A 12677-nucleotide genomic window follows, 5' to 3' on the forward strand; every position below is an offset into this window, starting at 1 on the left:
CAAATTTCAATATGTGATTTTCAACACAGATTTTTTTTAAACGAAGGGATACCTTTATCCAAAACTATTATAATGAGTAATAAAAGTGGTTTCCAGGCAATGCTTGGAGCAAAATGTCCTCAATGTAGAACTGGAAATATTTTCCCTGTTTCCCCATTTAGTTTCAGGAAGCTTTCAGCCATTCATAATACTTGTCCACATTGTCAAGCCAATCTCAATCCTGAACCGGATTTCTACTATGGAGCAATGTATATAAGTTATGCATTTTCAGTAGCATTGGTTATTACCGCGCTTACTGCAATCAATGTACTTGTTGAAGAACCAGAGCTTTGGATGTATCTCGCTACGGTGGTGGTAGGAAACCTGCTATTATTTCCAGCCATGCTCCGGTATTCAAAAGTATTATATCTCTATGGCTTAGGGAAACTGAAATACAAAGGTGATTAATCTCCTAAATATTTTTTTGGATTAAGCACCAATAGAAAAAGGCTTACCGTAACGATTAACAGGAAAAACAGTGCAGGAACTCCAGCGATAACAGACAAAATCCTGACACCATCGATGCCTGAAAATAAAATCATGATCCAGGCTAGGAATGCGATCAGTGTTCCCCATATAATCTTCAAATTGGTATCTGACTGGAATGGATCTTTATTGATTTTCTTCATGCTCAGACTTGCCAAAGCATCCGTACTGGAATCAGCTGCCGTAACGTAGGAAATGAAAATAGCTAAAATAAACAGGTAGGAAAACAGCTTGAAATAGCCTAAGTCCTCAAAAACCTGATAGATAATGGATTCTGGTCCTGAAGTTTGAAATAGGTTTTGATAAAATTCAGGTTTGAGAATAGCAAGATCTAAAGTTGTTCCTCCAAAAACTCCCATCCATATCAAACAAAATAACACTGGAAGGAACCAGTTGAAAATTAGAAATTCCCGAATAGTTCGTCCATACGCGATTTTACCTAGAAAAATAGCTGTAACTGGCGCCCAAGCCATCCACATAGCAAAATTAAAAACAGACCAATCGTAGGTCCAAGAAGATCCTGCTCCATTCCACTGTAAACTCAAATCGAAAAAATTCTTTCCATATTCGATAAAGCCCATTTTTAATGAACTCAAAATCTTTCCTCCTTCTCCGAGAAAAACGAAGAGCAGTGCAATTAGAATAAAGAAGAAGAGATTGATTAAGGAAAGATTTTTGATCCCTCTTTCAATCCCTGTAGAAGAGGAAATCACAAATGTCAATAGTATTACCAGAGTAATAACTCCAGACAAAATCCCCATATTCCAATCAGGAAATAGTTTGAGAAAGCCGCCTGATAAACTTAAGATACCTGCCCCTAATGCTCCCGCCATTCCAGCAACTAAAGAAAACAAGCTAATTCCATCAATAATATTTTCCCAGCGCTTGTTAAGGTTCGAACCTAACAAAGGTCTCGCAGCCAAGCTAATGGAGGGTTTATTTTTATTCTGATAAAAAAATAAACTAAAGGTCAGAGCTGGGACAACGTAGATAGCATAGGGTGTAAATCCCCAGTGAAAGAATAATGCACCTAGAGAAAAATCTGCTGCTGCGACAGACTTGCCTTCGAGATTTTTGAATTCGGGAGGAAACAAAAAATGGGATAGTGGTTCTGCACTTCCCCAAAATAGAATCCCAACGGCAATGGTGGTACATAAAACGATGGCAAACCAGCTCAATCTAGGTAATCGCGGCTGGGCATGCTCTCCGCCTATCCTTCTATTCCCTATGGGTAAAAAGAAGGTGACCAAGACAATGATCGTCATTGCAAAGGATACCCAGCTGAATCCTAAACTAAAATTAGACAATAATGCTTGTTGAATCTGTTCAACAAAATTGATAAAGGAATCAGGAAATAGGATGCTGAATAATACTGCTAGGATTAATAATATGAATGAAGGCCAAAATACCCAAAAACGGATGTTGAATTGAAAAAATTGTTTCACCTTCCTCATAGACTCTTAAGGTAGTAGATTTTGAATAGAAATGGTTTTACAAAAGTGGATAATCCCAGAAAAGATTTAGGGGAATTTATAAAAGTTCTAAATTTATTTTTCAATTAAAAATTGAAATAAAACACCATAAAACATTGTATTTAAATGTTTTATATATTTTTAAAATACTCCATCAAAAAAATATTGTGAATATTACTAACAAAAACGTATGTTTTACTAAACAATAATTACTGATCATCCGTTATTTCAATCTATTAACAAGGAAAATGGAAAACATTTTACGAAAATTAAAAGTTGAGGTAAACGAAAATTTATTCGTGAAGGACCCATATAGCTCGGAGTTAGGTAATGCCATTTTACAAGTAGGTTCCAAACTTATGTTAGAGCTAGGTATGGAGGATTTTACATTTAAAAAATTAGCTACAGAAATTGGGGTTTCAGAACCGGCAATCTACCGGTATTTTGAAAACAAGCATAATTTTTTATTGTACCTAACTGCTTGGCATTGGGCATGGACAGAACATAATTTAGTATATGTAACAGCCAACTTGAAGAATCCGGAAGAACGCCTAGAAATAGCCATAAAACTATTGGTTGAGGGGCCCATGTTTGTGGAAAATGAGTTTTTGAACCCTATTGAAATTCGAAAAATTGTTACCAACGAATCTCTGAAAGGTTATTTAACTAAAAGCGTGGATTCAGAACATGAAAATGGAATTTATGCTCAATTGTATACCCTAGGGGAAAGAATCGCACAAATTATTAGAGAAATAAACCCTGCCTACAAATTTCCTATAACTTTGGTTAATATAGTTATGGAAGCTAGCCTACTTCAATCTTTCCATGCAAAACATCTTCCAGGAATGACAGAATCAAATTTAGATAAAGAAGGAAGATTTCAATTCTTTCATCATTTGGTAGCAAAAACCATTATTCATGAATAGCACAGGATCTATGACTCCCCTGAAGAGGTTTTTTAGTCTTCTTCAAGAAGAAAAGAATCAGGTCTACGGGATCTACTTTTACGCCATTTTAAATGGGATAGTGGCTTTATCGCTTCCTTTAGGAATTCAAGCTATTTTGAATTTCATATTAGGAGGAAGGATCACCACTTCATGGGTACTATTGGTAATTGTAGTAGCCATTGGAGTTGCTTTTGGCGGGTTTTTACAAATCTCTCAACTACAAATAACGGAAAAACTTCAACAAAGAATTTTTTCCAAATCTGGGCTTTCATTGGCTTATAGATTACCAAGGGTAAAGACTGAAGTACTTCATGGAGAATATGGCCCGGAAATAGTCAATCGATTTTTTGATACTGTAAACCTTCAAAAGGGAATATCAAAACTGTTGGTTGAATTTACTACGGCAGTGTTGCAAATGATTTTTGGACTCTTACTCTTGTCCTTTTATCATCCCACTTTTATTCTCTTTGGAGTCATTTTAATTGGAATTCTAGTATTGATTTTCTATTTCACCAGCCCGAAAGGCATGGCGACAGCACTAAAGGAATCTTCCTATAAATATCAAACAGCTTTTTGGCTTCAAGAAATAGGAAGAACACTCAATACCTTCAAATTAACTGGTAATACCAGACTCCCGATTTTGAGGGCAGATAAGTTGATTCAAAAGTACGTTGATTTTAGAACGAAGCATTTTTCGGTATTGATTCTTCAATATAAAATCATGATCGGCTTCAAAGTCCTTATTATAGCCAGTTTATTAGTAGCGGGGAGTCTTTTGTTGATTAATGAACAAATCAGTATCGGACAATTTGTTGCAGCTGAAGTCATCATCATTTTAGTAGTCAACTCTGTAGAAAAAGTGATTCTTTCTCTTGAGACAGTTTATGACACCTTGGTAGCTGTAGAAAAGTTAGGAGTGGTGATGGATCTTGACTTAGAGAGAAGTGAAGGCACAGATAAATTAGTAGTATCAAAACCAGAGGGTTTGAAGTTTGGAATGGAGCATGTAGTATTTCAACCTTATGATGCCATTAAGCCCATTATTAATGATATTTCTTTGACCATTAACCCAGGAAAGAAAATCGCAATTACCGGTAGAAGTGGAAGTGGGAAAAGTGCGCTATTAGCTTTATTAAATGGCTTGTATGAAGAATATCAAGGAACGGTTATGATTAATGACCTTTCAATGGATATGATTCAATTGGATAAATTCAGGGCAATGATTGGTGATTGTCTTCAATTTGGAGAGTTGTTCCATGGGACTATTAAAGAAAATATCTTGGTCGGAAGGGATGTAGACCCAATACAATTTGAAGAAATCATCGAATTAGTAGGTCTTAAAGAATACCTCTATCAATTACCGGACGACCTAAATACCGAATTGCTACCGGAAGGAAGAGGTCTATCAAGGTCTGTGGCCCAAAGTATTTTGATCGCAAGAAGTTTGGTAGGGAGTCCTAAGGCAATTATTATGGAAAATGCCCTTCGACATGTTAATCCTGAAATCAAACCAAAAATTGTAGATTATTTAATGTCAGGAAGTTGGACTCTATTAATGGTGACTGAGGATCCTTATATTTTACAGAAATTGGATGAAATAATTATTTTGGATTCCGGCAAAATCCTAAAACAGGGATCCTATGAAGATTATATACAATACACGAGAAATAATTAAACTATTATGCTGAATATTTCCAGCAGTAAAATCAAAGATCGGATTCCTTTTAGCGGTGCTAAAAGTTTGATTATGACTTTACCAGAAAAGCAAAGTCAAAAGAGAATACGCTTACTAGCGTGGTTGATTGCTGTCGTATTTATATCTCTATTTCTTCCCTGGACTCAAAGTATTCGATCCAAAGGATATGTAACAGCTTTAAGACCAGAACAGCGGGCACAAACCATTCATTCAATCATAGCGGGTAGAATTGAAAAATGGTACGTGACGGAAGGGGCTTTTGTAAATAAAGGGGATACCATTCTGAGAATTTCTGAGATAAAAGACGAGTATTTTGATTCAATGCTTTTACCGAGAACTCAAATGCAAGTAGACGCGAAAACCCTTTCTGCAGAGGCTTACAAGGAAAAGGTTGGAGCGCTCCAAGCACAACTACAAGCATTGCAAGAAAATAATGTTCTGAAAATTCAACAAGCAGAGAATAAGTACAAAATGGCTGAATTGAAAGTTCAGTCAGACAGTATCAAGTTCCAGCAAGCGAAGGTTAATTTTGATATTGGAAAGCAACAGTTGGATAGGGCGGAGCAACTATATGCAGAGGGATTGCGATCTTTAACTGATTTAGAATCAAGAAGGTTGAAGTTCCAAGATGTACAGGCAAAATTATTATCGGTAGAAAACGACTATTTAATTAGTCAAAATGAGATGATATCAGCTAAAATTGAGCTGAATACCATTGATAATGAATTTAGAGATAAAATAGCAAAAACTCGATCTGAGATTTACACAGCCATGTCCTCACAATATGATGCTGAGGCTACAACCACCAAGTTGGAGAACCAATATTCCAATTATGAGGCAAGAACTGGGTTTCGTTATATTCTAGCCCCACAGAATGGTTACCTGGCGAAAGCAATTCAGGTCGGAATAGGTGAAACAATAAAGGAAGGAGAACAAATCCTGAATATTATTCCTTCGGATGCAGATTTAGCAGTGGAGATGTACGTCCAACCTGTAGATTTACCATTAGTAAGGGTTGGCAATAAAGTAAGGTTTATTTTTGATGGCTGGCCTGCGATCGTATTCTCTGGATGGCCAAGAATATCAAACGGTACTTTTGGAGGTGTTGTAGTAGCGATTGATCAATATGCAGGAACAAACAATCAATACAGAGTATTAGTCGCTCAGGATCCTGAAGAAGAAGCATGGCCAGAAATGTTAAGAATAGGATCTGGTGCTGATGGAATTGCTCTCCTAAACGATGTTCCAGTTTGGTATGAACTCTGGAGACAATTGAACGGATTCCCTGCGGATTATTATACGAGAGATCAAAAAGAAGCTGTTGCTTCAGAAGGAAAGAAAAAATGATGAGAATTATACTTTTCACCTTCCTTTTCAGTACCTGCTTTTTCCGTGCTTATTCACAGACCACGGATACCTTAAATTATGACTCCTTTTTAGCTTGGGTAATAGAATATCACCCAATAGCTACGCAAGCTGAACTTCAATTACTCATGGGGGATATGGAGGTTAGATCTGCAAGAGGAGGATTCGATCCTTTGGTATATGGAAATTTAGATAAGAAGTCCTACAGTGAAACCTTATACTACAATAAGCAAGAAGCTGGAATCAGTATTCCCACTTGGGCTGGAATTGAATTAAATGGTTCTTTTGAAAGAAACAATGGGAAATATTTAAACCCTGAGTTTAATGTACCTTCAGATGGATTATTTGCAGCAGGGGCTTCAGTTAATCTAGGTCAGGGTTTAATTTTGGATCAAAGGAGGGCTACATTAAGACAAGCCCAGATTTATCAGGAATCCACAGAGTCACAAAAGCAAAAATTACTGAACAACCTATACCTTCAAGCAACTGATATGTATTGGAGGTGGTCCTTGGCTCATACGAACCTAGAAGTATTAAAGGAGGGTGTCGAACTTGCTGAATTTCGATATGAAGCAGTAAAATCAAGTTTTAAGTATGGAGATCTGCCAGCAATTGATACAGTTGAAGCATTTTCTCAAGTTCTAAATAGGCAATATAAATTGCAGGAAGCTGAAAACACGTTGTTTTCTGTTACCCAGGAGCTGAACACGTATTTATGGGATGATGAAGGCAATCCCATAAATTTAAATGAAGGGATTGTACCTGAACCTTTGGAGACAAATAGTTTAGGAATTTTGAATGTGGAAGAACTTCGGACTTTTGTCGCCAATCACCCCGAATTGCAATTAGTAGACTTCGAGTTGGCCAGTTTAGATGTAGAAAAAAGGTTAAAAGCTCAACAGATTATTCCAGTAGTCAAATTGAAATATAATTTCCTCACCGAAAATCTAAATGATTTTGAAGGAGCAGGATTTTTTGAAAATAATTATAAATGGGGGCTTTCCGTTTATACGCCTTTACTTTGGAGAAAGTCTAGAGGAGCAGTAGGTTTGGCTAAGGCAAAAATTTACTCCAAAGAAAATTCTAGGGATTTAAAAGAAATTCAACTCAGGACCAAATTAGAAAGTGAAATAAATAATTTTTCTAATTTGAATAGACAAATTACCACCTACCAACAAAATGTAATCAATTTGGAAACCTTACTACAAGGTGAAATGAGACGTTTTGAAATAGGAGAGAGTAGTTTGTTTTTAGTGAATGCCAGAGAAGTATCTGTATTTAATTCTATTTTGACTTTGAATGAATTAATCAGTAAAAGAAAAATAGCCTATGCAAAAACAAGATATGCTGCTGGCTTAGGATTTGAATTGTAATTATTTGATAATTAATAATATATGGCAGCTTTTGTATTGGTGGAAGTAGATATTCACGATCCTGAAAAATATGAAGAATATAAAAAATTGACTCCGGAATCAGTCAAAGATTTTGGAGGAAAATTCATAATTAGAGGTAATCCAATTCATGTATTAGAAGGTAAGTGGAATCATGACCGTTTTGTAATGTTGGAGTTTAAAGACAAGGAAACTGCAGAAAAATGGTACTATTCTGAGAAGTATACAAAAGCTAGAAAAATTAGAGAAAACGCAGCCTCAGCAAACTTTTTTATTGTAGAATCGTAATGTTTGGCATTTTTATTGGTATGAAATACATATTACTATTCATTATCTAAAATTTATACAATTTTAAACCAAATTTTAGGTGATTAATTATGTTACTAATTATGTTTTTACCCACTACCAATTCTTAAAAATATGAAAAATTCAATGTGGTCTAAACTAGGCCTAATGAGTCTTGCCGGCTCCATGTTCGTGAGTGCTTGTACTTCTGTAGAAGAACCCGCACTAGTTCAACCAGCTTCCCAAACGGAAGTATTGACATCTCCAGAAACTCTAACGGATGGAAATGCTAGAAAAAGAGTAGAAAGAAATTACTTTGAAAGATTTACCAATCAACTCTTTGCCGTACCTATAAATGAAGATCCTAGTTTGCCATTTCCCGCCTATTTTCCAGGTTCTGGGGAAGGCAATTCCAGCCATATGGGTAAAGCATACACGTTTTTGAATCAATATGCCTTTTTTGGTCCAGATGGTTTGCAAACAATTGGTGCCCCTGTCACTCAATATTTTGCTGAAGAATTGGAAAACATGGGGATTTTTGTTGACAATGACGAAGTAAGTTCCATTACTACTGATGGAAAAGGAAACTCCGTATGGTTTAAAAACATCAATAATGTTGTAACTCCAGTTAGTGATGAAAGAAGTGAATTTATAGCTGAAGTAGAGATTATCGGCGGAACAGGTAAATTCGAAGGTGCTACTGGGGAAGGTACTGTAGTAGGAAATTTCAACCCTCAGACTGGTGCAGGTTCAAGTACCATTCAAGGTAGAATAGAATTTTAATCACCCTTAGTTTAGTTAAAAGGGCGGCCATGTGGCCGCCCTTTTTGCTTATAAGGAAACTCCTCTTTTCCAAGGGATGAAATCGTAGTTTTTCTTTTGTTCTGCTTTTGTTTTGATCTTACCTGAAGCTACTTCAATAATTAAATCCAACAGCTTCTCGGCACAGCTTTCGATAGTTTCCGCTCCAGAAATTATTCCACCAGTATTAAAATCAATGATATCCGGCATTCTAGCGGTCAGTTTATCATTGGTAGCCACTTTGATTACTGGACAAACTGGATTTCCTGTTGGGGTTCCCAAACCCGTTGAGAATAGGATAATGTTGGCTCCACTTCCAGCCAACCCAGTAGTGCTTTCAACATCATTGCCTGGTGTACATAATAGATTCAAACCAGGGACTTTGACATATTCTGTATAATCCAATACATCAGAAACTGGTGCTGTTCCACCTTTTTTAGCGGCTCCACAAGATTTGATGGCATCAGTCAGCAAACCATCTTTGATGTTTCCAGGACTTGGGTTCATATCAAATCCACTGCCGACGCGTTCGGCAGCATTGGCATATTCATCCATTAATCTGATGAATTTTTTTGCAACAGTAGGATTTACACATCGATCGATGATAGGTTGTTCAGCACCACATAACTCCGGAAATTCTGATAAAATTGCCGAACCTCCTGAAGCCACCACCAAATCTGAAACACGTCCTAAGGTAGGGTTGGCAGAAATTCCAGAAAAACCGTCTGAACCCCCACATTCTAATCCAATAACCAATTTTGAAATGGGGGCAGGAGTTCTCTCGATTTTGTTGGCCTCTATCAAGCCTTTAAATGTTTCATTGACTGCTTTTTGAAGCAATTGGTCCGTAGTGCCTTCGGTTTGTTGTTCGCAAACCACCAATGGCTTCTGAGACCCTTTTTGAATTTTGTTCAATCTATCCTGAAGGATAGCAACTTGTGCATGTTGACATCCTAAACTCAAAATCGTAGCACCCGCTACATTTGGGTGATTAATATATCCAGCCAGTAAAGCACAAAGTGTGTCAGAATCTCCTCTAGTACCACCACAACCACCATCATGAGTTAAAAATCGAATGCCATCAATCTGTTCAAAAACCCTAGAATTTGTATCAATTTTTGACTCCGAAAGCGATTCCGTAATTTTTTCATTTTGATAAGCTGCAACCAGGTTCCTTACTTGGTTTTCATAGGGATTTGTAACAGCAAAACCTAAGGCTTTTTCAAAGGCATCTTGCAATAATTTCACATTGGTATTCTCACAAAAAACCATCGGCAGAACGAGCCAGTAATTAGCTGTACCTACTTGACCATCAGATCTTTGGTATCCTAAAAATGTCTTTTCTTTGATTTTTTCTGTTGTTGGCTTATTCCAATTATAAGTAGTTCCTTGTTCCCTAAATTCACGAATTTTATGTTTAATATTATCTAAGGTAATCGCTTCTCCTACCTGAATTGATTTTGTAGATTCACCTACAATGGTTCCATACATTAAAACCTCTTCACCCGAATCAAATTCTTTTAATGCAAATTTATGTTTTGCAGCTACTTCGCTGATTATGTTTCCCTTATACCCGTTTAGATCAAATGTGTCACCTATTTTCAAGTCAGTTAATGCTACGCCGACATTATCCACAGGGTCTAAACAAAGTGCTTTGTTTATCATATTTTTATTTCATTAACTTAGTTTCCAACAATGAAATTATAGAAAATTAATTCTTCAATGAAAAAAATTGTTTCTCTAGGCGAAGTGATGCTTCGTCTTTCGCCGCCATCAAGTCAGCGGTTTTTTCAGGCTCATCAACTTGACTTGGAATTTGGAGGTTCAGAGGCAAATGTTGGAGCAGCATTAGCATTTTGGGGACATCACGTCATTCATCTAACTACATTTCCAGATCATGAAATAGGGTTGGCTGCAGCTGCTAGTTTAAGGCGTTGTGGGATTGATACTTCATTTATCCAATTTACCGAAGGAAGGATCGGAGTTTACTTTTTGGAACAAGGAGCCATGCAGCGAAGCTCAAAAATAATCTATGATCGAGCGGACTCTGTCTTTACTAAAGTCGATTCAAGCAAATTTGATTGGGATAACATTCTGAAAGATGCGGATGCTTTGCATTGGTCAGGAATTACTCCTGCTTTATCCCAAGAATGTGCGGATTTTGCTTTACGTGCTTTAGAAGAGGCAAGCAAGCGAAACATCACGGTTTTTGGAGATTTAAACTATAGAAGCAATCTCTGGAATTATGGTAAAAAGCCTCATGAAATTATGCCAGAATTGATGACTTTTACCAATGTGATGATTGCAGGAACCCGTGACTTTAATAATTGTCTCGATGAAAATTATGAAAAATTTGGGGAAGCAAAATCTGAATTATTCAAAAAATTTAAAAACCTTAAATACATTGCCAACACCAAAAGAGAGTCTTTGAGTTCTTCGCACAATAAAATGTCAGCTAAAATTTATTCACACGATCAAACCTTTCCTTCCAAGGAATATGATTTGCCTCAAATCGTGGATAGAGTAGGTACAGGTGATGCATTTGCAGGAGGGTTAATTCATGGATTATTGACCCATGACCCATTACAAGCCATAGAATTTGGTATGGCTGCTGGCGCATTAAAACACAGTGTTCCAGGTGATGTACTTTTATGTTCAGAAGACGAAATACAGGAATTAGTAATTGGAGAGTCCATTGGAAAAATTAAACGATGATATGAGAAACCCGAGTCCTTTTATTAAAAAAATGTATGCAGCAGGTGTCATGCCGATATTTTTCACACCTGATGAAACAAAATGCCTTAAAATGCTGGAAGTAGCCTATGAAGGTGGAATCAGAGTAATCGAAATGGTGGATCGTGGGGCAGAAGCAAAAACAATTTTCCCTGCTATTAAAAAAGCGGCTGATCAAATGCCTGGTTTGAGCTTAGGCGTAGGAACCATCTATGAGCCAAAACAGGCAGAAGTTTTTTTAGATTTGGGGGCTGAATTTATTGTTGCTCCAGTGATGAACCCCAAACTAGGGGAGTTTTGCAGGAATTTGGATATCCCGTGGATTCCAGGATGTGGCACAGTTTCCGAAGTGTACTTTGCTCAGGAACTTGGAGCAGAGTTGGTGAAAATATATCCTGCTAATATACTAGGAACTGATTTTGTGAAGGCAGTTCATGCAGTTTTGCCTAAAATTGAATTGATACCCACAGGAGGCGTAGAGCCTACTGCAGAAAGCTTAAAGTCCTGGTTTGATGCAGGAGTTTGTTGTGTAGGAATGGGATCACAATTATTTAGAAAGGATTTAATTCAAAAAGGAGATTTTGAACAAATCAAAAAAATGATTCAGTTTACCACAGGATTAATCGAAACCATCAGGTCATAGAAAAGGGGATTTAAAATCCCCTTTTTTTATTATAAATCCGGTTGAGGTGTCATTCTCAAATATGGTTTAATCACTTTGTGTCCTTTAGGGAATTTTGCAGGAATGTCCTCATTTTTGATCGCCGGAGCAATCACTACATCTTCTCCTTGCTTCCAGTTGGCCGGTGTGGCAACAGAATAGTTTGCTGTCAATTGAAGAGAATCGATCACTCTCAATAATTCATTAAAATTTCTTCCTGTACTTGCTGGATAGGTGATGATCAATTTGATTTTTTTATCATTTCCAATCACAAAAACAGACCTCACTGTGAAATTTTCATTTGAATTGGGATGTATCATATCGTAGAGGTTTGAAATCTTTCTGTCTTCGTCCGCGATGATTGGAAAATTGACTTCAGTGTTTTGGGTTTCATTGATATCAGAAATCCATCCTTTATGACTTTCTAAACCATCGACACTCAAGGCCATTACTTTTGTATTTCTCTTTTCAAACTCTTTTTTAAGCTTTGCTACAGTGCCTAATTCAGTTGTACATACTGGAGTATAATCGGCTGGGTGAGAAAATAAAACACCCCATCCATCTCCCAAATACTCGTAAAAATTGATTGTTCCTTCAGATGTTTCAGCAGTAAAATTTGGTGCTACATCTCCTAGTCGTAATGCCATTTTGAAAATAATTTAAGCTATTGAAAATTGATATATTTTTAAAACGTCACTCAGAATAGTTACGTTCACCTAATTCAACTTTTCTTTATTAAACATTTTTAATGCATCCACTTTGTTCTTTCAATACGTAAATAAGGTGAGTTTTGAAGTAAGA

Annotated in this window: 12 protein-coding genes; 9 read left to right on the forward strand and 3 right to left on the reverse strand. The window is 36.7% G+C overall.

Annotation, left to right across the window (positions count from 1 at the left end):
• Window positions 1-72: 72 nt before the first annotated feature.
• The gene (locus JYB62_RS03955; RefSeq protein ID WP_205644127.1) at window positions 73-447 is read left to right on the forward strand and encodes a DUF983 domain-containing protein; all 375 of its coding nucleotides are present in this window, start codon (window positions 73-75) and stop codon (window positions 445-447) included.
• Here the strand turns inward: JYB62_RS03955 and JYB62_RS03960 are convergent.
• Window positions 444-1979 carry a BCCT family transporter gene (locus tag JYB62_RS03960; protein ID WP_205644128.1) on the reverse strand — a complete coding sequence of 512 codons (1536 nt, stop codon included), beginning with the start codon at window positions 1977-1979 and terminating at the stop codon, window positions 444-446. The genes JYB62_RS03955 and JYB62_RS03960 overlap by 4 nt on opposite strands.
• 266 nt (window positions 1980-2245) lie before the next feature.
• Here JYB62_RS03960 and JYB62_RS03965 point away from each other — a divergent pair, with 266 nt between their 5' ends.
• From JYB62_RS03965 to JYB62_RS03990, 6 genes are all read left to right on the forward strand, one after another.
• Complete coding sequence (locus JYB62_RS03965; RefSeq protein WP_205644129.1) at window positions 2246-2923, forward strand: TetR/AcrR family transcriptional regulator; 678 nt, start codon at window positions 2246-2248, stop codon at window positions 2921-2923.
• Window positions 2916-4619 carry a peptidase domain-containing ABC transporter gene (locus JYB62_RS03970; RefSeq protein ID WP_205644130.1) on the forward strand — a complete coding sequence of 568 codons (1704 nt, stop codon included), beginning with the start codon at window positions 2916-2918 and terminating at the stop codon, window positions 4617-4619. The genes JYB62_RS03965 and JYB62_RS03970 overlap by 8 nt, the downstream gene beginning before the upstream one ends.
• 6 nt (window positions 4620-4625) lie before the next feature.
• Window positions 4626-5987, forward strand: a complete 1362-nt coding sequence (locus tag JYB62_RS03975; RefSeq protein ID WP_205644131.1) for an HlyD family secretion protein — start codon at window positions 4626-4628, stop codon at window positions 5985-5987.
• Window positions 5984-7378: a TolC family protein gene (locus JYB62_RS03980; RefSeq protein ID WP_243431436.1), complete on the forward strand. Its 1395-nt coding sequence runs from the start codon at window positions 5984-5986 to the stop codon at window positions 7376-7378. Before JYB62_RS03975 ends, JYB62_RS03980 begins: the two co-directional genes overlap by 4 nt.
• A 21-nt stretch (window positions 7379-7399) precedes the next feature.
• Window positions 7400-7684: a DUF1330 domain-containing protein gene (locus JYB62_RS03985; RefSeq protein WP_205644132.1), complete on the forward strand. Its 285-nt coding sequence runs from the start codon at window positions 7400-7402 to the stop codon at window positions 7682-7684.
• 132 nt (window positions 7685-7816) lie between these two features.
• Entirely contained in the window at window positions 7817-8464 is a 648-nt protein-coding gene (locus JYB62_RS03990) for a hypothetical protein (protein WP_205644133.1), read from the forward strand.
• 48 nt (window positions 8465-8512) lie between these two features.
• On the opposite strand, the gene JYB62_RS03995 is transcribed toward JYB62_RS03990, so the two are convergent.
• The gene (locus tag JYB62_RS03995; RefSeq protein ID WP_205644134.1) at window positions 8513-10147 is read right to left on the reverse strand and encodes a UxaA family hydrolase; all 1635 of its coding nucleotides are present in this window, start codon (window positions 10145-10147) and stop codon (window positions 8513-8515) included.
• 57 nt (window positions 10148-10204) lie between these two features.
• Between JYB62_RS03995 and JYB62_RS04000 the strand changes: the two genes are divergently transcribed.
• Window positions 10205-11197 (forward strand): sugar kinase, encoded by a 993-nt coding sequence (locus JYB62_RS04000; protein ID WP_205644135.1) that lies wholly within the window; start codon window positions 10205-10207, stop codon window positions 11195-11197.
• A 1-nt stretch (window position 11198) separates the two neighbouring features.
• A complete protein-coding gene (locus tag JYB62_RS04005) occupies window positions 11199-11858 on the forward strand; it encodes a beta/alpha barrel domain-containing protein (RefSeq protein ID WP_205644136.1) in 660 nt (219 codons plus the stop codon).
• A 29-nt stretch (window positions 11859-11887) separates the two neighbouring features.
• Here the strand turns inward: JYB62_RS04005 and JYB62_RS04010 are convergent, their stop codons facing one another.
• The gene (locus tag JYB62_RS04010; RefSeq protein WP_205644137.1) at window positions 11888-12523 is read right to left on the reverse strand and encodes a peroxiredoxin; all 636 of its coding nucleotides are present in this window, start codon (window positions 12521-12523) and stop codon (window positions 11888-11890) included.
• Window positions 12524-12677: the final 154 nt, after the last annotated feature.

The sequence above is a fragment of the Algoriphagus lutimaris genome (genome assembly GCF_017051705.1).
Taxonomy (GTDB): domain Bacteria; phylum Bacteroidota; class Bacteroidia; order Cytophagales; family Cyclobacteriaceae; genus Algoriphagus; species Algoriphagus lutimaris.